Here is a 22,665-nt window from a genome sequence, read left to right as displayed (position 1 = left end):
CATCCATTGATCGCGTGGCATGAGGCAAGAATTGTATGGATTGAATAGGGGCATATACCCGGATCATGCCGTGTGGACACATGTGCAGATTCTGGATCGCGCTTTGTGATAACTATACCAAGAGCTTACCGTCAGCTCGGAGACGCTGGAGTATAATTATTGGCTGAGTTGCTGTCTGGGCCTTCGCAGTATAGTCAGATATTTTTTATACCCGTAAGACAGGGATAGGATGTTGTTAATCAGGTGTGATGGTTAATTTAACCGGATTATTACTGGTTACAAGCATGCATAGGACAAGACCTCTTGGCCCTAGCCTGCTGATAATCTTAGCAAATCTATTGGAGAATTGAAATGTACACAGATATGTTCGAGGTGCTGATGAGGTGGAAGTCTAATGAACGTAAATAAAAGTAAATAATCGAAACCGTTTTCTGACGTAGGCGTTTCTTTTTGGTAAAATAAAGGGGATAACATGTTGGCCTGATCTAAATCATGAACATTTTCAACCCAAATTGCAGTAGGGAGGCTTCGATATGAAAGAAGTAGTGGAACGGAACAAAGTACGTTGGGGCATTATGGGCACGGGATGGATTGCATCCCAGTTTGCAAAGGATCTGGAGCATGCCGGGAACGCAGTGAAAGCAGCGGTAGGTTCGCGGACAGAGGGAAGCGCGGAGAAGTTTGCAGCTGAATATGGTTTTGCACGCGCTTACGGCTCGTATGATGAGATGCTTCAAGATCCTGAGGTAGATATTATCTATGTGGCAACACCTCATCCTGTGCATAAGGAGAATGTCATGGCTTGCCTCGAGGCAGGCAAGGCGGTGCTCTGTGAAAAGCCGTTTACGATGAATGCGCGTCAGTTGGAGCAACTGGTGGAGACGGCACGGGAGCGCAATCTTTTCCTGATGGAAGGGATGTGGACACGCTTTTTGCCGCCGATTGCTCAAGCCAGAGCATGGATCGCAGAAGGTCGAATTGGTGAAGTACGTTTGCTTCAGGCAGACTTTGGATTCCGTGCCGGTTGGGAGCCGGAAGGAAGGTTGCTTAATCCGGATCTGGGTGGAGGAGCTTTGCTTGATGCAGGGGTGTACCCGATCTCCTTTGCTTCGATGATCTTTGGCGAACAGCCCCAGCATGTATGGAGTACGGCAAATATTGGTGAGACGGGTGTGGATGAGCAGTTTTCCGTGTTGTTGTCCTATTCCGAGGGACGCTCTGCTTCATTGAGTGCTGCCATTCGTCTGAACCTCAGCAATGAAGCGGTCATATACGGTACGGAGGGCAAGATTCGTCTGCCTTTGTTCCTCGCGGGCAAAGAAGCTTATCTGCATGTGAACGGTCAGGACGAGCCGGAGAAATTCACGGATGATCGAACATGTATTGGTTATGCTTTTGAGGCAGAAGAAGCCGGACGCTGTATCCTCGAAGGTCGGACGGAGAGCAATACGATTAAACTGGACGAATCCCTGGAAATTATGAAACTGATGGACACGATACGGGGGCAGTGGGGATTGCGTTACAAATCAGAGTAAATAGACAGGAGCTGACGTGTAATGGTGAAGATTCTGATATCCGGGTTTGAACCTTTTGGCGGGGACACAGTGAATCCGACTGGAGCGTTAATGGAAGCTCTTACGAACGAGGTGGTGGAGGGGGCTGAGCTAAAAACAGTACTGTTGCCCGTGCACTTCGATGAATGTGCAGACCTGCTCATCGCAGAGATGGAAGCCTATCGGCCAGAGGTTGTCATCGCCTGTGGGCTGGCCAAGGGCAGAACATGCATCACACCGGAGCGGATTGCCGTGAATGTCAAAGACATTCCGCCTGGCTCCTACGCGGATAATCAGGGGCGACGTCCCGTGGACGAGCCCATTGTAGACGGCAGCCCAGATGGTTTGTTCTCCACGTTGCCGATCCGAGCCATGGTGAATAACATGTCAGCAGCAGGCATTCCCGCAGCCGTCTCTAATACAGCAGGCACATATATCTGCAACAACACGATGTACCGGTTGCTCGATCACATTCGAGTAGGGCAACTTCCGATCCGTGCCGGATTTGTACACTTTCCGGCCTCGACAGAGATGGCTGTGTTGCAGCCTTCCGTCCCTTCGCTACCTATACCCGTGATGCTGGATGCGCTGCGGATGATGATCCGCACCATTGTGGCTGAATCGTAGGGAAGGTTTGCTATCGTTCGGTTGCGGTTGCAGCAGATCGTAGGCGATGGTTGGATTTGTATCGTAGACCGCAATTGTGAATGGGAGAGCAGTGGGCTGGGATAATGGAGTACAGTAGGGTTCAAGATGACGTGGAGAGCTTGGAGTTGCATGGGGTTCTTTCTGCTTTGATCTTGGGTTGAGTAGAGTGATAGATATTAAGTTGAACATGAAGTGGAATAAAAAGTTGAAATAAGAAGTTGAATATAGAATTGTATATAAAGTCAAAAAAAGAGTTGTCCCATCGTCATGAATCTGACGTTAGGGGGCAGCTCTTTCTGCTTCTATGTCGAGATCGTGTGTCGCTCAAGTCTAACGAACCCAGCGCACGCTATTCGCTTAAAATTTGCACATACCCAATTCTAACGAATCGTAGAAGCGTTATTATGTGGAAATAAGCGAAATTTCAGTGATATGACCCATTTCTAGATGAATAGAGTGTCTGAGATTCGTTAGAATTCTCAACGCATGATATTAGGCTAAATAGGGTGCGTAGGGTTCGTTAGATTTAGAGCGTACAGATTATAGCTAACAAAATAGATAAAGAAATAACTAAAGAAATAACTAAAGAAACAGTTAAGAAATAGCTGAAAAAAATCAAATATTAGATCCGCAACAGATCAAGATCGAACTCGGGAACGAGTCCTTCTTTCATGGCACGTCCAAGTAGTGCAGTAATCGCACCATATCCATCATCGCCCAGATTAGCGCTGAATTCGTTAACATACAGTCCGATATGCTGTGCAGCCACGTCAGGATCCATTTCTTGAGCATGTTCCATCACGTATGCTCTCGACTCATCCGGGTGCGCCCATGCATATTCAACGGAGGCGCGTGCCCATCCGGCGAGGGCGTGAGCATCCATGTCGCGACGTGCAATGATTGCTCCGAGCGGAATCGGAAGACCGGTATCGCTTTCCCACCAGTTACCAAGATCCGTCATCAGTTTGAGATCATAGTTCTGGTACGTGAAGCGTGCTTCATGGATGACAAGTCCGGCATCGATCTTGCCGTCCCGCACAGCAGGCATGATCTGGTCAAATGGCATGACCACAATCTCACCTACGCCGCCAGGAACATTTTGTGCTGCCCACAGACGAAATAATAGATATGCTGTTGAGCGTTCGCTCGGCACAGCAACTCGTCGTCCAGACAGATAGGCTGGATCGGTCGTTCCGTTTGCGGTCAGAACCAGCGGACCGCATCCTCTGCCGAGTGCGCCTCCAGCAGGAAGCAGAGCGTAGTCAGATAACACGTATGGCAGTGCTGCATAAGATATTTTCATCACTTCAGGTGTGTCGGGTCCATCCGGATTTGCCGCCAGACCATTGGTAATATCAATATCAGCATACCGGACATCCAGCTCAGGTGCGCCCGGGATCAGCCCGTGCACCCACGCGTGAAAGATAAATGTATCATTTGGACAAGGGGAAAATGCAATTTTCATGATGTAATAACCTCCCGTAAAATGGAACTTGCAGCCTGGAGCGCATCGAGGGCATCCTTGATGCGCCAAGCGTCGCGGTCGCGTGGACCGACCGCGTTGGATATGGCCCGCAGTTCGAGTGCTGGCAGGCCGAACTGCTGGGCAGCTGTTGCCACGCCGAAGCCTTCCATGCCTTCGGCGGCGGCATCCGGCACGCGGCGCAATAGCTCCGCGGCCGTCTCCGCTGTTCCGGTCGCCGTGGACACGGTGACCGCAGTGCCTCCGCTGACAGCGAGCCCGGCCCGCTGCAGCTCATGGCGCAGGCGAGCGGCAAGCTCCGCGTCCGCCGCCACAATGGACGAGCCGAATCCGAGCTCGTCCACACTAAGGAAGCCGTCTGGCGTCTGCGAGCCCAGATCGGCAGCAACCATGGCGTCGGCTACCACGAGGGAGCCGACGTCCGCCCGGCCGGGGAACCCGCCGCCGATGCCGGCACTGATCACCAGCCTGTAGGCTGGTGAATATCCGGCCCCGGCAAGGGGCCCCGGCCTTGAAGATGTGGCAGATGTCTGTGCCACATCCGATGGGCTTGGCGCGGTGGAACCGTGCGCCAACGCACTTGTGCTCGCATCCGCTACGGCATATGCCAATGTAGCGGCTGTTCCCGCAGCGGCCGAGGCTGGGCCAACGCCCGCAGCAATGACGTCAAAACGTTCCGCGGCCGTGTCGCCCAAGCCGCGGAGAACTGCATCTTTTTCCGCATCCACCGCAGTGACAATTAACACACGTTGTGATGAATTTGTTTGGACCGACCGGATATCTGAAGTGATCATCTCCCCAGTTATTTCCCCCGGGTGTCCATTAGCTTCGAGTGATGCGTTCGGTTTATTACTTTGCTGTTCATCCTGTTTATGTTCATTCATCTCGAATTCTCCTTGTGAGGTATTAAGGTTGTAACAGATGCTTTGGAGGTAGCTTCCTACAGAATGTTTCAGCTACACTTCTTCGGCTGTATTCCTGCTTTGAATATTTATTCTCTGATTATTTATTTCTCTGTGAATGTATAGTTCAACTTGTATCCGTTAAATACGATCATATATTTGTCCACTACAAAAGAACATTTATCTCGATTTTGTCTTTCAAAGAGTGGACACTTTTTCTAAAAAGGTACTATACCTCTCCAAATAAATGAAACACTACATATAGAAGTTTTTTTGTAAAAGAAATGTAAACAATCTATATGCAGAATATTAATTTCAGTTTGATTACACATGTCCGTGTCCACCCTTTGAAAGACATATCTACAATATGTATTCGCAGGGCGGACAACACGAGTTGGCACCTCATATGAACAGACAAATATCAATCTTCAAATTTCATACCAACAAGCCTAACGAATAATGGGGCGGCTCTACACTTGACTCCTCATAGTAGCTCATTTGTGCAAACCCAAACTTAAAGCCAATACATAGTCTTGCTACTCTAATGTAGATGCCTGCTGAACAGCCAACCACCGTGCAGACAATAGATCTATGACGCAGCGCAACATATTTATTCATAACAGACCTAACAATCAATCAGGTTAAACGTGCACAAAATAGTAATCAAGATACAGTGATTATTGAACAATAGTTCATCTCCATCATAACGGAAGAGGAAAGACCTGAACAACCTTTGCATGTAATTCTGTCATAAGCGTCAAGCAAAGGTCTTGGGTAGGCGTATCACATCAAATAACCATAACGCTTCAAGTAGACGTATCACTTCAGTAAGCCTATCTCACCTGACCTCATATGAATGCCACTCTAATTATGTCCCGTCCTAAGTCGAGACGAACTTACTTCAAATATTTGATATGTCAAATAAACCATATGTTATCTCTTTTAACGTACTCCGAATAAAACAGGAAGTCAAAGTTAACGGTTGACAATCCGATTTAACTGTATTAATAATAGTAGTACAGTTAATACACCTAATACACTTCAGATACAATCATTTAAACCCATAGGTTATTTCAAACATTTACAGAAAGGAGGTGCGGGATGTTCGAATTAGATGTACGCAGCCGTAAGGCGATCTACGAGCAACTGGTGGACAAAGTCAAAGAAATGATCGTATACGGTATTCTAAAGCCCAACGAGCAGCTTCCTTCCGTTCGTGCGTTATCCACGCAGCTGACTGTGAATCCGAATACGATTCAGAAAGCGTATCGCGAGCTTGAACGTGAAGGTTACATTTATTCTTTGCAGGGAAAAGGGAGCTTCGTATCATCGTCAGTGGAACATCCGAATGAAGCCATGAGAGATGAGATCAGAGAGTCTCTGGTGAAGTTGATTGCAGAAGCTTCGTATTCCGGTATGACCAAAGCGGATATGACGCTTTTGTTTGAGGAAGCGATGGCCCGTATAGAGAAGGAGGAGCCTCATGATTGAGCTGAATCAAGTCGTCAAAGCGTTTGAACAGGAAAAGGCAGTGGATGGCGTAACGATGAATATACATAAGGGATCGATCTATGGTTTGCTCGGTTCCAACGGGGCAGGCAAGACATCGCTGCTCAAAATGATGGCTGGCATTTACCGTCAGGACAGCGGGACAGTTCGTATCGAAGATAATGAGATTTATGAAAATATGGATCTCAAAGGCCGCACGATCTTTATGGCAGATTCGCCCTACTTTTTCCCGCAATCTTCAATAACACAGATGGCTGCATTCTATCGTTCCGTATATCCACGCTGGAATGAGGATCGGTTCAAGCAACTGGCCACCGTGTTCAAACTGGATGTCAAACGCAAGCTGCATCGTATGTCCAAAGGCATGCGCCGTCAGGCAGCCGTATGGCTGGGACTTAGCTGCATGCCTGAAGTACTGCTGATGGATGAGCCGATTGACGGCCTCGACCCGGTCATGCGCCAGCAGATCAAGAACTTGCTCTTCCAGGAAGCAGCTGAGCGTCAGGTAACCATTGTTATCTCGTCACACAACTTGCGTGAGATTGAAGATCTGTGTGACCATGTGGCGATTATGCACAAAGGCCGAATTATTGTAGAGAAGGATCTCGATGATCTGAAGGCCGATACGCACAAAATTCAGGTTGCTTTCCGCCACCCGGACCATGCCAAAGCCATGGATGAACAGATTAATATTTTGCATGAAGAAAAACGGGGAAGTGTATCTCTGTACATTGTCAAAGGCAACCGACAACAGGTAACGGATCAATTCCGTATACATGATCCTTATCTGCTGGATGTACTGCCTCTGACGCTCGAAGAAATCTTTATCTACGAAATGGAGGACGCAGGGTATGATATTCAACCGATTGTTCTGTAACCGGGGCATCCTGATCCAAAATTTCAGACAGCATGGATGGATCGGCATTTTATATCTAATCACGTTGCTGTTCTCGTTACCGTTATATATCGCTACGGAGTACAGGGACGTGCCACAGCAGATTACAAGTCTGTTTCAGGCCAATGGTGAAGTGCAGATTCTGTTCGCCATTACACTACCCGTAGCGGCTGGAATCTTTCTTTTTCGATATATTCAATCCGGTTCACCTTCTGATCTGTTCCATAGTTTGCCTTTACGTCGTAAACATCTGTTAACGGTTAATCTGTTGACTGGATATGCCATGATCCTGCTTCCAATCTGGATTACAACTGCGATTACCGGCTGGGTATGGGCAGTGCTGGACCAACCTGCTTTTCTGTTCGATGGCAGTGCGATCTGGATGTGGGGCTTGAGCATGAGTATTTACTCGTTGTTTATGTTCATGCTAACTGTGGCAGTCGGCATGTGTATTGGTCAATCTGTATTGCAGGGGCTCACCGTGTACGCGCTACTCTTGTTACCTGTTGTTGTGTGGTTCATTATGTCACTTCATCTCCAGCATTATTTGCTTGGATATCCGTACGATGAATTGGGACGTAATGCGGAAGAAATGTCACTTGTTCTTCGTGTAGCTTCAATCAGTTATTCTCCTGTCACTAATGGAGAACTTATAATCTATTCGATATTTACAATCCTGTTTATTCCGCTGACTTATGTGCTCTATGCAAAGAGACAGGTTGAATCCGCTACACAAGCAGTTACATTCACTCTAGTGAAACCTATATTCCGCTTTGGTTTAATGTTTACGCTTGTTCTGATTGGCGGAGCTTACTTCACGATCATTGCTCCAAGAGAATCAGCCGGATGGGGAATCTTCGGATATATTCTTGGTGGAATTGTAGGTTATATCATTGCCGAGATGATTATTCGTAAAACATGGTTGATCTGGAGCAGCAAGTTACTACCCAAGATGATTCTATATGGTATTATCGCTGGTCTGATACTGTACGTACCTATTGCCGATTGGAATGGATACGCTGCCCGAGTGCCTGAACTGAATAAGGTTAAAAGTATCAAGCTTGGCGGGGATCGTTATATCTATAGTAATGGTGTCAATCAGAAGATGGATGACGGTCATCTCTATTCCAATGATCCGGAATACATGGGGGCAGTTATCGCTCTTCATCAAAAAATTGTCGATTCCGATCTTCCTTTATTGAATGATCCGATCAATCCAGGGATGCGTAACGATGAGTATGTATATATTAACTACAAGCTGGATAACGGCAAGGTGATGAAACGTAAATACTATATTCCAGAAGCTGAATTCCATCAGGAATTGATGGCTCTGAAACAATCCCAGGACTACAAAAGAGTTGCCTTTGAAACGTATAAGCTGGAAGAAGATGCATTAAGTTTTGGCATTCGTTCTTCCACAAGTTCATACCGAAAGGTGTACATCAGCAATCCGGAGCAAGTCCGTGAGTTCAAGGAACTATTGAGACAGGACATTTTGGATCAGACCTACGAAGAACAGCGCTCTCCGTGGCAGTCGTTTGCTTACGCAGAGATGAATCAGGACTCGTATTCGAAAGATCCAACTCAACCGAGGGAGATGTGGAATTTTGAGATCAAACCTAGCTATGATCGGGTACTGGCCTGGTTGAAGGAGAACAACTTATACGACCAGTTGCTTGTCCAGGCAGACGAGATTGTCTCCGCACAGTTTGTGAAGCAGGAGATCAACAGTCCGGGTTCGCTTCAGTGGGCGAACCCGGAGCCCGAATATATCGATGGGAGTCTAAGTATCAAGAAGCAGGTCGCAACCCAAAATAAAGAAATCATTAGCGATTTGCTCAAACGTCAACGGTCTGGTTATCTAACAGAGAAAGATACCATCTACCAGATTAAGTTGAATGTGACTCGTGGCGAGAACATCTACATGATGCTGAAAGAAGAAGACCTAACAGAGGCAATGAAAGCTATACTGGTCAATCAATAAGTTGAGTTATATAGGTTGTTAACCATAAGCGGGAAGGGTTCTCCCGTTGATTAAAGGGTTGATATTAGACCAGGAAAACTATATAAATTGAACTAAACTATTTACACAAAACGGAGAGGACAGAAAGGACCTGAAGAAGCGGAGCGTTCGCCTTTATCCCCGGATTTCCCCTTTATAAAAGGAATCAAAAAAATCTGGGGATAACAGCGATCGGAAGGTTGTTCTGTCATCGGAGTGTGGAGTGTAAATATTCTTTAATTCAATTTATATAGACTCGACTTGACCAGATACAGCGAATGGAATATATTAGAAAAAGGGAAGGTTCGAGCGACTCGTTCAATCGAATCTCATATGGAACGGCTTATGAGGGAAGCACCCGTAAGAGCAGGCAAATGCCTGTCTTGCGGGTGCTTTTTTGTCGTTCGCTGATTTCGTTGGCGATTCTGCTACATATTTTAGAAGAGAGGGTGTAGAGACGCATGCAAACAGAAGCATGGAAGGAAACGATAAATGGACAGGAGGCCATGTTAGCGATGGTATATAGTTGTTCCCTATTGGAACGATCAAGCTCACATCACTTCATAGACCATCATGGTTTCTTGGAAGGAACGAAGGGCCGAAAGCCTATCGAAGATTTAGCTTTAGAGGACATGGCTTCAATGGAGACAAGTGTAGGTCCATCTCGTGTTATAACGGGATATAGCGGTAGTCACGTAGCACGTCAACGTAAAGTCCAACGATCTCATTTGCGATCATTCGCTCCTCTTTTATTTGGATCACGCCTGCTTATAGGACTTGTGATTTTGTTCGGCGCAGGCATGAGCTATTTTGCTTCTTCAGTCGAGGCGGCGGGCATAGATCTTGGTGTAACCGCGCAGAAAGCCTGGGACTCCGTTTTGAACAAAGCCGATGCCAAAACCAAGTTAACCTTGAAGCAAACGTATGAGAAAGTAGGGAACTGGAAGGCTCAAGAGCAGGCTTGGGAACAAAAAATAAAAACACTTCATGCCGCCAATACCGCGGAATTGGAGCGATTGCGTGTAGTAATAAGACAAACTGATGACGCGAAGATCGCAGCTCTAACTGAAAAGGTAAAACAAACCCAAGCCCGATATGAACCTCTATTCGCCCTCTATAGTTCAGTCAATCGACAGCTGGATGCAGCCAAAGCCATCAAAAATAAGGAATGGAGTGCAGCAATCCGTACGCAGGCGGAGACATTAAAACCCGTTGTGCAGCTCGCCAGAGAAGACATTCGGATCAAGAAAAAGGAACTTGCTGAAGCGCGTAAACGGAAGAGCACTGAAATAAAACGTTTACGAGCTATGCTAGCAGGGGCCGACTCGGCGAAAAAACAGATTCAAACGGCTAAAAAACAGGCAACTCTGGCAAAAGAACGATATTCGGGCGCGCTACAACAGTTCAAACAGAATACAAAGCAAGGCCAAACGTCGCGTGTACTCAGCTCATTGAACACATTGGCTTCTGCAGCAGAGAAGTGGGCAGGCACAAAACAACATATCCACACTTTGGAGCAAAAGGTATCCACTACATATATGAAAGTCAGACAGGAAATCGCCAAGAGATCCAAATAAGAGGAAACCCGGTCCTCTCCGCAACGTACACCACTTTAGATGTAAAGACGCTTCGATGATGATGGAACGAGGTGAAGCTGTTGCAGTCCAAGTTGGAGGCAAAACGTACGGGGGCAAGAGGGTTTAAACGTAAACGGTACTGGATTCCCAGCGTTGTACTCATTTTCATCATAGGTTTTGTTGGAATTGGTGCTCAATTCACACCCAAAATAACGGTATTTTTATTAAAATCATTCATTGAGATTGCTAATCAAGATACGAACAGCAAAGATCGTATGATCTCGGAGGATGTAACTCTTGTTGCGAATGTGCCCTATGCAGACGAAGGCCGTAATGACAGTACGCTGGATATCTATTATCCTTCCGCAACATCGGAACCTTTGCCTGTCGTGCTGTGGGTTCATGGCGGTGGATGGGTCTTGGGAGACAAAGCGGACATCGCAGATTATGCCGTACAATTAGCCAAGCAGGGTTACGTTGTCTTCAGTATGAATTATGCGCTCGCACCAGATACGACATATCCCACTCCCGTGATCCAGACGAATCAGGCTTTGATGTATGTGAAGAACCATGTCAGCGAGTATCAGGGTGACCCGGAAAACATATTTCTCGCAGGCAACTCGGCAGGTGCCCAGATTGCAAGTCAGACTGCGGCCGTGGTGACGAATCCATCCCTCGCCAAGCTCATGAATATAACACCATCCGTTCAGCCAGAAGAATTACGTGGGGTTCTTCTATTCTGTGGTCCTTACAATCTGAGCACAGTAGCGGAAACAGGCTTTCCACTCATACGTACATTTCTCTGGTCATATACGGGAGTCAAAACATTTGAAGACTACCCAAGATTGAATGAAATGTCGACCGTTCTACAGACTACCGAAGCGTACCCGCCTGCATTTATTACCTCAGGCAATGATGACCCGTTGACCAGTCAATCGATTGAGCTGGCACAAGTCTTGAAGCGACTTGATGTTGATACGGAAACGTTATTTTTCTCGAACTCCTTAGAGAAGCTGGGACATGATTATCAATTTGATCTGAAGAGTGATGCTGGTCAACAGGCAATACGTTCGGCAGTACGATTTATGCAACAGTATAGTCGATGAGCAGACAAGTCTGTGGTACACTCGAAGCAAATGAGGGCGCAGGAGGAAAAGCATGGCAGACAAAGAAGATTTGACCCGGTTCGGGGTGGCGTTTCCGACACCTCTAATTGAGCAGTTTGACCAGTATATTGAGGAACAGGGATACAAAAACCGATCCGAAGCTTTCCGTGATCTTGTTCGCAAAACATTACTTCAACCTTCCGTACTGCAATCCAATCAGGATGTAGCTGGCACCATTGTGATGGTCTATGATCACCATATCAGTGATCTTCCCATTCGCTTGATGGAGCTCCAACATGAGGCGCATCATGACATCATCTCCAATATGCATGTACACCTGAACCATGACCAATGCCTGGAGGTCATTGCAGTACGGGGAAACCTGGGACGTTTGCGACATCTGCATCAACAGATCCAGGTGCAAAAAGGGGTCTTGTATGCTGAGCTTTCTGTGACTTATGTGGATGAACTCAACAAACTGGCTCATGCTCAGAGTCTAGATCAGGAAGACAATGCGAATCAAAGTCAGGATCACAGTCACAGTGTGAATCAGCATGGTCACAGTCATCATCATCGTTCTGCCGATTAAGATGAAGTGTGAGTTTAATTTCTATGAAAATATAGCGAATCTAAAAAACAGACCATTGGTTAGATGCCAACCGTCTGTTTTTTTGTTGTTTGTTATAATACCTGACTTTATAAAAACAATCCAGAGGCTCGATTATGGAGTTTACCCTATATTTTATTTCTAATATGAAAATATTTGGATTTATGAGTTAACTTTATTGACATAAGTTTTGTGTTTTGTGCTACAATTTCCGTAAAAAGTAACACGAAATGAATCAGAGTAGCACAAAAATAGAGGGGGAACGACCAGAATGGGCAGATTTTCATGGAGATGGGGAAAACGAAAAGTTAGAACAGGATTAGGGATCCTGCTTGTATGTTCTATTGGATTAACCGGTTGTGCGCAGGGGACAGCAGCACCAGCAGCGTCATCAGCAGAAAATGGACAACCGGGGACTACCCCCACTAAAGACGAATTGGTGCTGGCTGTTGGTACCGAGCCGGAAGGCGGGTTTGATCCGACAACCGGATGGGGGCAATATGGTTCACCGCTTTTCCAGAGTACTTTGCTGAAGAGAGACGCCAAGCTTCAACTGGTTAACGATCTGGCTACGGCATACTCCGTTAGTGAAGATGGGTTAACCTGGAAGATTACGCTTCGGGATGATGTGAAGTTCTCTGATGGGGAACCTTTGACGTCTGAGGATGTGAAATTTACGTTTGATACGGCTGCTCAGAGTGGTTCTGTGATTGATTTGACGAATATGGCTGATGTGCAGGCACCTGATGATCAAACGGTCGTATTCACACTGAAGTCGCCGCAGTCAACATTCATCAGCCTGCTGACGACACTCGGTATTGTGCCTGAACACGCCTATGGTGCTGATTATGCAGAGCATCCGGTTGGATCAGGACCGTACAAGCTGGTTCAGTGGGACAAAGGACAACAGGCCATCGTTGAAGCCAATGAAGAGTATTACGGTAACAAGTCTGCATTCCACAAACTCACCTTCCTCTATCTGGATGAAGATGCGGCCTATGCTGCTGCACAGGCAGGTACAGTGGATATCGCTGCGATCCCGGCAGCATTTAGCAAACAACAGGTGAATGGCATGACATTAGAGGCCGTAAAAACGGTAGATAACCGGGGCATTATGTTCCCCATGCAGCCTGCTGGTGCCAAGTCGGGCGATGGTCTCCCCGCAGGGAATGATGTGACATCCGATCTGGCGATTCGCCAAGCGGTGAATGTTGTGATTGATCGTAAGGCTTTGGTTGAGGGTGTACTTGAAGGGTATGGTCGTCCCGCTTATTCCGTCAGTGATGATCTGCCTTGGAGCAATGCAGAAGCTGTATTTAAGGATGCCAATCTCGAAGAAGCGAAGCACATCCTGGCGGCTGGTGGCTGGGTGGATGCAGATGGTGATGGTATCGTCGAGAAAAACGGGGTTAAGGCCGAGTTCAATCTGCTTTATTTTGCAGGGGATTTAACAAGACAATCTCTGGCCTTAGCTGCTGCGGATATGGTTGCCCAGGCGGGAATTAAAATCAATGTTGAAGGCAAAAGCCGTGAAGAGACGAAAAAGATGGCTTACTCCAACGCTGTATTATTTGGTTGGGGCAGTCATGATCCACTGGAAACCTATAACCTCTATAGCAGTACCCACAAGGGAGAGGGATATTACAATGTAGGACTGTACAGTAATCCTGTCGTGGATTCATGGATGGAGAAGGCCCTTCAGGCCACCAGTGAGGAAGAGGCATTGCCCTACTGGCAAAAAGCGGAATGGGATGGCACAACAGGTTTCAGTTATCAGGGGGATGCACCTTGGGCGTGGCTCGTAAATATAGACCATCTGTATCTGGTTACGAATGGATTAAACATTGGCGAGCAGCAGATTCACCCCCATGGTCACGGCTGGCCAGTGACATCCAATCTGGAGGAATGGTCCTGGGATAACAGCGCGAAATAAGAAGTATAGCGGTAGCTTTAGCCTGAATTGGGGAGAGATTGGATGACGGGCAGGAATGGATGGGCCAGATTTGTTGGTAATAAAGTGTTGCGACTCGTATCTCTATTGGTTGGAGTCAGTGTGGTGTCTTTTATATTAATGCAATTTTCCCCTGTGGACCCGATCGAAGCTTACATTGGTGGAGATATGATCAGGGTAAGTGCCGAACAGCGCAGTTTAATCGAAGAGCGTTGGGGATTGAATGAATCCCCAATGGAACGATTGCTGACCTGGGGACAAGCACTGATTCAGGGAGATTTGGGAACATCAATGATCTACAGGCAGCCTGTAGCGGATATTATCCAGGAACGATTCATGAATTCTGTCGCCCTTATGGCTGTCGCCTGGATGCTATCGGGTATCTTTGGATTCACTCTTGGTGTAGTTGCTGCGATGAGACGGGACTCGAAGCTGGATCGTCTGATCTGCTGGTATTGTTACACTCTGGCCTCCACGCCGGTATTCTGGATTGCGCTGTTGTTGCTGATGGTATTTGGGGTGTGGCTCGGATGGCTTCCAGTTGGACTTGGGGTACCTGCAGGGATGTCGGCTGATCAGGTGACCTGGGGAGATCGGGCTATTCATATGATTCTGCCAGCGTTGACTCTCAGTCTGACCGGGGTAGCTTCCATCGCGCTGCATACCCGGCAGAAGCTCATGGATGTGCTGGATTCGGATTATATTCTATTTGCGAGAGCACGGGGTGAGCGTGGATTTCAGCTGTTTCGTCGACATGGGTTCAGACATGTTGTTTTGCCAGCGATCACGCTGCAGTTTGCTTCGTTCAGTGAACTTTTCGGCGGGGCTGTGCTGGCAGAACAGGTATTTTCATACCCTGGCCTTGGTCAGGCAACGGTTCAAGCGGGGTTGCGTGGAGATGTTCCACTGCTGCTTGGACTTGTGATGTGCAGTGCGATTTTTGTTTTTACGGGTAATATGATTGCCGACATTCTGTATCGCTTGATCGATCCACGAATGAAGGAGGAGCTGATATCATGAAGCAGACTGTAGAACGTTCCTCTGAGCAGACGGCAGATACAGCCCAAGTACAGAAAGTGAAAACTGCAAAACAAGAGATAAGGTACAACATTACTTCGGAATTTCTGCAAGTGGGGGCTGAACGAGAAACAAGCCAAACTAGAAGAGGAGGATATGCTCGTACCAAAGACCAACATTTCCGCAATCCTCGCCAAAGGGCGGTGATCTGGGGAAGCCTTGCAGTGATCTGGATTATCCTTGTGTGGTCGACGGGAAGGCTACTACCCGCTGGTTCTACGCTGACTTCATTAATGGATCGAAATCTGTCTCCAACCTGGGCGCATCCATTTGGCACAGATTGGCTCGGAAGAGATATGTTCATGCGTACGTTAAAAGGACTGGCAACCAGCATTCAAGTGGGACTACTTGCTGCATGTGGTGGCGGATTGATCGCACTACTGCTGGGTTTGGGGGCGGCTTCTAGCCGAGTTGCTGACCGGGTAATCTCATGGATCATCGACCTGTTCCTGAGTGTGCCTCATCTGGTATCGCTGGTTATGTTGGCCTTTGTATTTGGTGGGGGTTTGGCAGGAGTGGCGGCAGCCATCGCGCTGACGCACTGGCCGAATCTGGCCCGGATTGTACGAGCGGAGATGATTCAACTGAAATCCGCGGAGTACATTCAGATTTCACACAAGTTGGGTCAATCACGATTACGGATTGCGGTGCAGCATATGCTGCCACATTTAGTCCCGCAACTGTTTGTGGGCGTACTGTTAATTTTCCCCCATGCGATTCTGCATGAGGCAGCCATTACGTTTCTGGGGCTGGGGTTATCCCCGCAGCAACCGGCAATTGGCATTATTTTGTCAGAGTCGATGAGATATTTATCTGCTGGCATGTGGTGGCTCGCCTTTTTCCCGGGACTGGCATTGTTGCTGGTTGTTCGTGCGTTTGATGTATTGGGCAACAGTCTGAAGACGTTGACGGGTACAGGTAGTTCAAGGGAGGTGAGGTAGCTATGGCTCTTCTTGATATTCAGGGATTATCGGTGTCATTTCGACGCGCTCGTGGTTGGTTTGGACATGAACGGAGTGATGTCATTCAGAATCTGGATCTTTCCATAAACGAGGGCGAGATTGTCGCTATTGTAGGCGCAAGCGGATCGGGTAAAAGTGTGCTTGCGCAGGCCATCATGGGTATTCTGCCTGCCAATGCCAAGTTGGAAGGTCGAATGAGCTACAATGGCGAGCCCTTGACCTCAGAGCGGCAGCTTCATCTGCGTGGAGACGAACTGGTGTTAATTCCGCAATCCGTCAGTTATTTGGACCCGCTGATGAAGGTGGGGAGCCAGGTTCAGTCGGTAAGCCGGGGTGCCGGACAGAAGCGCAGATTCATGAATCAATCCCACGTGAAAAAGTCGGAGCAGGAGCTGACGGAGCGTTATCAACTCCCATGGGGAACGGGCGAGAAATACCCGTTTGAGTTGTCCGGAGGTATGGCAAGGCGGGTGCTGATGGCTACAGCGACCTCAGGCCAGCCCAAGCTGATCATTGCCGATGAGCCGACACCAGGCATTCATCCCGAAGTGCTGGCCGAGACGATGAAGCAATTTCGCGAACTCGCAGATCAAGGCGTAGGCATCTTATGGATTACGCATGATGTTACGACTGCCCTGACGGCGGCCGATCGCATCGCTGTATTTTATGCGGGTGCCAATGTAGAGACAGCGAAGGTGGATGATTTTACGGGCAATGGAGAACGACTGCGCCATCCGTATACGAAAGCCCTTTGGAATGCGCTGCCGCAGAATGGATTTCAGCCACTCCCGGGCTCCCAGCCGTTGGTAGGTCAAGGGATCATTAGGGGATGTTCATTTGCTCCCCGCTGTAGCGCAGCAACCGCTGCATGTATCTCTGAACGTCCTCCGCTTCGTCAGATACGAGGCGGAGAAGTGAGGTGTCTCCATGTCACTTAAAGCACAGGATGTAAGTTATCGTTACGATCAGAAATCGTGGGTGTTTCAGCAGATGAACATGCAGGTTCAACAAGGCGAAGTCGTTGGCTTGTGGGGACCGAGTGGCTGTGGGAAAACAAGTCTTGGGCGCATCCTTGCAGGATATGCCGAACCCGTGGCAGGACAAGTATTACTGGATGGTGAACGACTCCCTCGTACAGGCGTATGTCCGGTTCAGCTGGTGTATCAGCACCCGGAGAAAGCTGTGAATCCACGTTGGCGGATGCGTCGTGTCCTTCAGGAGGCGGCTGTACAGGATGAGCAGTTGCTCGAAGCTTTGGGGATTCAGCAAGCTTGGCTGGACCGCAGACCGGGTGAATTATCCGGTGGGGAACTGCAACGATTCTGTGTGGCGCGAGCACTCGGTACATCGACACGTTATGTGATCGCAGATGAAATGACCACAATGCTGGATGCGATCACGCAGGCACAGATCTGGCATACCGTGATGGACGTGGCTCGCCAGCGTGATCTGGGATTACTGATCATAAGCCATGATCGGGAACTGCTAAACAGGCTGTGCGATAAAATTATTCCGATGCCGATTGCGATGTCACTGTAAGGTTAATTATGTTTCAATAAATATATGGATTGAATAGAAAAAAAGAGAATAGAAAAGAAAACGAAAAGGGGTGCCCCTAGTACTGTCATTGACCATGAATGTGAGTCATGGACTTGACTATGGGGCACCCCTTGTTCCATTTTACAGATATTCGTCTTATCGATCAGCATACGTTCTGTTCGCAACGTGCATAGAGTTAACTGTCAGCTTATTTGTCCGACAAGTTGCTGAGCAACACAGATAATCTGCGCATCGCCTCTTCCACCGTGGAACGCGGACAGGCTACATTAATACGCATGAACCCTGTACCCTCGGTTCCAAAGGAGCTCCCGTCATTGAAGGCAAGTCCTGCTTCGTGAAGCAGCATATTGCATAGTTGTGCATGTGGGATATTCAGCTCCCGAAAATCCATCCATAACAGATAGGTTGCTTCGGGCAGATGCATTTTGATCTCTGGCATATGTTCTGCAACATATTGCTGTACATACTCCATATTTCCGCGGATATATACCAGGCACTCCTCCAGCCATTCCTCTGCATCATTGTAAGCAGCTTCGGTCGCAACAGCCCCCAGTGTGCTGATACCGGCAAGTCCCATCGTTCTTACACCCTGCGCGAAAGATTCCCGTAACTTGGCATTGGGGATGATGATGTTGGACGTGCAGAGGCCGGGAATGTTGAACGTTTTGCTTGGAGCCGTACAGATGATACTTAGATCAGAGACGGCGTCCGAGATCAGGGTGAGCGGTGTATGAGCTCCGCGTTGGTGAACAAGATCGGCGTGAATTTCATCCGAAACGATCAGTACGTTGTATTGCAGACATAACGACGTAAGGCCTTCAAGCTCCTCCCTAGTCCATACACGTCCAACCGGATTATGTGGACTGCACAGAATTAGCATTTTGACCCGACCGGTCTGCAAGCTGGATTCCAATTGTTCCAGATCCATCGTGTAATGACCCTTATTCTCTACCAAAGGATTGGTAATCAGTTCACGGCCTTGACCACGTACGACCTCGTAGAAGGGAGCATACACCGGAGTCTGGATGACCACTGCATCTCCCGGATCAGTGAATCGTTGTACAGCAATGCTGAGTGCAGGCACAATACCTGGCGTGAATACGATCCAGTCATCGTTAATTTTCCAGTTGTGGCGCCGCTGCATCCAATCTGCAACGGCTGCATGATACGCCTCGGTCCGCACTGTATAACCGAAAATTCCGTGCTCCATCCGTGTTTGCAGGGCCTGGATTACGGACGGTGGAGCAGCGAAATCCATATCAGCCACCCACATCGGAAGCGCATCAGCGACGCCGAAGATATCCTCAAGTGCATCCCACTTCTCCGATCCGGTAGAGACCCGGTTAATAGACTGATCAAATGTACTTTTATTGTTCATCGTATAAATCCCCCTTGAGTTCCGTTCCTTCGACCACAATTCGACATATCATTATCTAATACATTGGTTCATTTCGCAACTGTTGTGCGTGTATGATTAGCTTCATAGGTATGGTCTGGAATTCAGGACTTTATTCATATAAGAACAACTTAACGAGTCAGAGAACAGCAGGAATACGACAAAGACTATTTTTGTACGCCCTTGGTCCTGTTTTGTTCATTTATCGTTTACAAGCTCTTGTCAGATGCTATTATATTGCTAACATTTGATGGGACAAATGGCTGTTATCCGAATAAGCTCGTACCCATACATGATGAGCATAACGACATGAGTCTTTTGCGTAAATCGAGCGATCGCCTTGGATCGTATTATGCCAAAGACTTACATTTGAACTCAGGAGGCGTTTTAGAGATGAAAAGCAAAAAGTGGTTGATTACTGCAAGTGTATTCGGCATGGTGTTGACCGGTTCGGCAGGCGTATATGCAGGTACACAACTGGAGACGATCAAAGCTTATCTGAACCATGGGCTCGCCATCGAAGTGAACGGGCAGAAATTCACACCGACAGGTGACCAGGGCAAGAAACTTGCGCCAATTACATACCAGGGAAGTACCTATCTCCCCGTTCGTTCGATTGCGGATGCGTTGAAAACCGAAGTAAAGTATGATTCCCAGAACAATAAAGTAAGCATCGGCTCCTCAAGTTCCTCCGGTGGGTCGACATCCACAGGTAACAGCGGATCAACCTCCCCCTCAACAGGTACTAACACTCAGGCTTCAGGTGTGAAGTCCAAGTATCTGCCAGCAGATTTCCCTTTACCGAAGGATGCGAAGGCGACAAGTCTCGTTGAGAACATCATGGATGGCAACAAAAAAGTGGTGCTCACGTACACAACAAAAGAAACGTTGCTAACCGTTGGAACCTCCTACAAAGACTACTATCAGACCAAAAACTTGACTCAGAATACTCAGGATATACAGGAAGACGGCTTCAGCATCGTGGGTCGTGAAGATGGTAAATATGCCGTAACGATTACGGGTTCTGTGTCTGCAACCAACAAGGATCTGAATGAAATCACCGTGGTGTGGGGCGAAGAGTAAGCGACGATTATAACCACATGTCCTCATACTACCCTGCTTGAGTCGTTCAAAGTATAGTGATCCGTATTCTTCTATTATTCAAAAGGTAACGCCAAAAGCCGCCCGTTGAAATCGAAACAGATTTCTGCGGGCGGCTTTTATGTTTAATTCATATCTGGTTCTATGCATGGAACTGACAGTCCGTTACAGGTACTCGTTAAACCAACCGGCAATATGCTCCAGACGGCGTACCCTCAAGTGGGGATGACCTCCGCGAGACAATTCGTGGTTGGCCCCTGGGAAACGAACGAGACGAGTCGTCTGCTTGCGGCGTTTCAACGCAATGAATAATTGCTCGGCCTGTTCAATCGGACACCGCAGATCCTGTTCACCATGCAAAATGAGCAGCGGAGTACTCACGTTGCCGACATAAGCGAGCGGGGAATGTTTCCACAGTTTTTCCGTGTCATCCCACGCGTTGCCGCCAATCTGATCTTCCGTGAAGAAATAGCCAATGTCACTGACGCCGTAGAAAGATAACCAGTTGGAGATGGAACGTTGAGTAACAGCAGCCTTGAAGCGGTCGGTGTGCCCAACAATCCAATTGGTCATGAAGCCTCCATAACTGCCACCGGTTACGCCCAGTCTGGACTCATCGATAAACTCATACTGGGACAGGGCATAATCTACGCTTTCCATAAGATCGCGATAGTCGCCACCGCCGTAATCGCCACGACAGGCATCTACAAACTGCTGCCCGTATCCGAGCCCTCCGCGTGGATTGATGTATATAACAGCGTAGCCTTGTGCGGCGAGAATCTGAAATTCGTGCATAAAAGTAAAACCATACATCATGTGCGGGCCGCCATGAATCTCAAGAATAGTCGGGATTTTGACCCCGTCGACCATGCCACGAGGTTTCATGATCCACCCTTGCAGCCGCAGGCCATCCGAGGAATTGAACCAGAAGGTCTCTGGTGCACTAAGATGGATCTCATCCTCAAGCTGTGGATTGCTGCGGGTGATCTGAATTGGTGCTACACCGGAATCTTCTGGCTGTTCATATATATAGAGGTCACCAGGACTTCGCGTATCGGCAACAGCGGCAATGATCTGTCCGTTTTCCAATTCGGCAAATTGATAAATCTCCCGTTCGTCAGGCAATATATACTCGGCACTGCTGCCGTCTCGTGCGAATTTGGCGATGCGTACACTACCGTGAATGGTTGCCAGACAGAAGATGGATGAACCATCCCGACTGAATACAGGTCCCGTGGTTGTCAGATGTGATCGCATGTCACCAACAATGCTGTGATTCAGCTGTACGTCCCAATCCGTGCTTAGACATACAGGTTCACCACCTGATATAGGAAGGGTATATAGCTTCGTAAGCGTGGCATTTCCATAAGAACGGTCACTGGCGAGCAGGGCCAGGGATTGTCCATCCGGTGCAAATGTCAGTCGGCTGAATGTATATCCTTCCGGGGTCAACTGCTGCACATCCGAACCGTCTGCCTTGGCAAGGTATACATGATTGGTCAGGGTGTAATCGTTGTGTTCCTCACCTGCTTCGGGCATCTGTGCAATCCATGCGATGGATGTTCCGTCCGGGGACCAAACGTAGTCTCCAACGTCATAGTGACCCGTAGTTACAGGAATGGCTTCCGCATCAATGGGTGCAAGAGCAAAGAGATGGGATCGTTTTCCGTCCCACAATCCGCCAGCATCCGATTTCATGCGAATGCGGTCCACAACATGTTCTTGCGGCAGTTTATGGTCATCGTCGTTAGAATCGGTACGTTTTGATTCGTCTTCTCCGCTTATATCCACGGATGATTTCACAAGTAGGGTATGGCCATCGGGTGACCAGAGCAAGGAGCTGACACCATGTTTCAGGTGACTGATCTGCTGTGCTTCTCCGCCATCTGTTGCGATAATCCACACTTGGGGTTTCCCATCAACCTCTCGTAAAAAGGCAAGTTGGGACCCATCCGGTGACCAGGCAGGGGAATGATCCTTCTCTCCAGAGGTAAAGGGCCTGTCCTTCTGACTCCCCAGATGCAGCAGTCTCAGGTGAGAACAATAACCGTCACGTGCTTCATTCGTTTTCCGGCTTACATATACCAGTTGTCCGCCTTGAGGAGACGGAGTTGGATCGTTAACCCATGTAATCTGATAAAGATCTTCCGATGTTATGCCGCGCTGACTTATCATTGTTTGTCCTCCCACCATGAATTAGAATTGGTTATTTTCCTAACCTTTCCATTTATATTAACGGAAAGCAAGGGACAGGACAATATGACCAAGGATGGGAGGGGAGACTTTTATAACAGCGATCGGAAGGTTGTTCTGTCATCGGAGTGACCCATGTAAAA

The 22,665-nt window shown here is 48.0% G+C and carries 18 protein-coding genes; 14 read left to right on the top strand and 4 right to left on the bottom strand.

The annotated features are described in order from the left end of the window. Positions 1-533: 533 nt before the first annotated feature. The gene (locus tag ACX9NY_RS17965) at positions 534-1,535 is read left to right on the top strand and encodes a Gfo/Idh/MocA family protein (protein ID WP_472474152.1); all 1,002 of its coding nucleotides are present in this window, start codon (positions 534-536) and stop codon (positions 1,533-1,535) included. A 21-nt stretch (positions 1,536-1,556) separates the two neighbouring features. Further along, a complete protein-coding gene (locus ACX9NY_RS17960) occupies positions 1,557-2,180 on the top strand; it encodes a pyroglutamyl-peptidase I (protein WP_472474150.1) in 624 nt (207 codons plus the stop codon). 643 nt (positions 2,181-2,823) lie between these two features. Here ACX9NY_RS17960 and ACX9NY_RS17955 read toward each other — a convergent pair. Continuing rightward, complete coding sequence (locus ACX9NY_RS17955) at positions 2,824-3,666, bottom strand: 1,4-dihydroxy-6-naphthoate synthase (RefSeq protein WP_339303764.1); 843 nt, start codon at positions 3,664-3,666, stop codon at positions 2,824-2,826. Next, on the bottom strand, positions 3,663-4,478 hold the full coding sequence (locus tag ACX9NY_RS17950; protein ID WP_472479341.1) for a futalosine hydrolase: 816 nt from the start codon (positions 4,476-4,478) through the stop codon (positions 3,663-3,665). The genes ACX9NY_RS17955 and ACX9NY_RS17950 overlap by 4 nt, the downstream gene beginning before the upstream one ends. Positions 4,479-5,687: 1,209 nt before the next feature. Here ACX9NY_RS17950 and ACX9NY_RS17945 point away from each other — a divergent pair. The 11 genes from ACX9NY_RS17945 to ACX9NY_RS17895 all read left to right on the top strand — a co-directional run bounded on the left by ACX9NY_RS17945 (position 5,688) and on the right by ACX9NY_RS17895 (position 17,811). After that, entirely contained in the window at positions 5,688-6,077 is a 390-nt protein-coding gene (locus tag ACX9NY_RS17945; RefSeq protein WP_472474148.1) for a GntR family transcriptional regulator, read from the top strand. Then, positions 6,070-6,972 (top strand): ABC transporter ATP-binding protein, encoded by a 903-nt coding sequence (locus ACX9NY_RS17940; RefSeq protein WP_339240048.1) that lies wholly within the window; start codon positions 6,070-6,072, stop codon positions 6,970-6,972. Before ACX9NY_RS17945 ends, ACX9NY_RS17940 begins: the two co-directional genes overlap by 8 nt. Then, on the top strand, positions 6,947-8,974 hold the full coding sequence (locus ACX9NY_RS17935; protein WP_472474146.1) for a hypothetical protein: 2,028 nt from the start codon (positions 6,947-6,949) through the stop codon (positions 8,972-8,974). The genes ACX9NY_RS17940 and ACX9NY_RS17935 overlap by 26 nt, the downstream gene beginning before the upstream one ends. Positions 8,975-9,453: 479 nt before the next feature. After that, positions 9,454-10,569, top strand: a complete 1,116-nt coding sequence (locus tag ACX9NY_RS17930; protein ID WP_472474144.1) for a hypothetical protein — start codon at positions 9,454-9,456, stop codon at positions 10,567-10,569. 80 nt (positions 10,570-10,649) lie between these two features. Further along, entirely contained in the window at positions 10,650-11,675 is a 1,026-nt protein-coding gene (locus tag ACX9NY_RS17925; protein ID WP_472474142.1) for an alpha/beta hydrolase, read from the top strand. Positions 11,676-11,727: 52 nt separating this feature from the next. Further along, positions 11,728-12,264 carry a nickel-responsive transcriptional regulator NikR gene (gene nikR, locus ACX9NY_RS17920; protein WP_472474140.1) on the top strand — a complete coding sequence of 179 codons (537 nt, stop codon included), beginning with the start codon at positions 11,728-11,730 and terminating at the stop codon, positions 12,262-12,264. Between the two features lie 289 nt (positions 12,265-12,553). Further along, positions 12,554-14,215, top strand: coding sequence for an ABC transporter substrate-binding protein (locus ACX9NY_RS17915; protein ID WP_472474139.1), 1,662 nt, complete (start codon positions 12,554-12,556; stop codon positions 14,213-14,215). A gap of 42 nt (positions 14,216-14,257) precedes the next feature. Further along, positions 14,258-15,253 (top strand): ABC transporter permease, encoded by a 996-nt coding sequence (locus tag ACX9NY_RS17910; protein WP_472474137.1) that lies wholly within the window; start codon positions 14,258-14,260, stop codon positions 15,251-15,253. Beyond that, positions 15,250-16,251 carry an ABC transporter permease gene (locus ACX9NY_RS17905; protein ID WP_342572047.1) on the top strand — a complete coding sequence of 334 codons (1,002 nt, stop codon included), beginning with the start codon at positions 15,250-15,252 and terminating at the stop codon, positions 16,249-16,251. The genes ACX9NY_RS17910 and ACX9NY_RS17905 overlap by 4 nt, the downstream gene beginning before the upstream one ends. A 2-nt stretch (positions 16,252-16,253) precedes the next feature. Continuing rightward, positions 16,254-17,210 (top strand): ABC transporter ATP-binding protein, encoded by a 957-nt coding sequence (locus ACX9NY_RS17900; protein WP_472474135.1) that lies wholly within the window; start codon positions 16,254-16,256, stop codon positions 17,208-17,210. Further along, entirely contained in the window at positions 17,200-17,811 is a 612-nt protein-coding gene (locus ACX9NY_RS17895) for an ABC transporter ATP-binding protein (RefSeq protein ID WP_472474133.1), read from the top strand. Before ACX9NY_RS17900 ends, ACX9NY_RS17895 begins: the two co-directional genes overlap by 11 nt. Positions 17,812-18,019: 208 nt before the next feature. Here ACX9NY_RS17895 and ACX9NY_RS17890 read toward each other — a convergent pair whose 3' ends face one another. Beyond that, a complete protein-coding gene (locus tag ACX9NY_RS17890) occupies positions 18,020-19,210 on the bottom strand; it encodes a MalY/PatB family protein (protein WP_472474131.1) in 1,191 nt (396 codons plus the stop codon). A 411-nt stretch (positions 19,211-19,621) separates the two neighbouring features. Between ACX9NY_RS17890 and ACX9NY_RS17885 the strand changes: the two genes are divergently transcribed. Further along, entirely contained in the window at positions 19,622-20,311 is a 690-nt protein-coding gene (locus ACX9NY_RS17885; RefSeq protein WP_472474129.1) for a stalk domain-containing protein, read from the top strand. Between the two features lie 183 nt (positions 20,312-20,494). Here ACX9NY_RS17885 and ACX9NY_RS17880 read toward each other — a convergent pair whose 3' ends face one another. Next, the gene (locus tag ACX9NY_RS17880; RefSeq protein ID WP_472474127.1) at positions 20,495-22,504 is read right to left on the bottom strand and encodes a S9 family peptidase; all 2,010 of its coding nucleotides are present in this window, start codon (positions 22,502-22,504) and stop codon (positions 20,495-20,497) included. Between the last annotated feature and the right edge of the window lie 161 nt (positions 22,505-22,665).

It is taken from the genome of Paenibacillus sp. CB74, from assembly GCF_055687625.1.
The sequence above is the reverse complement of the archived record's forward strand: the minus strand, read 5'-3'. Positions and strand labels throughout refer to the sequence as shown.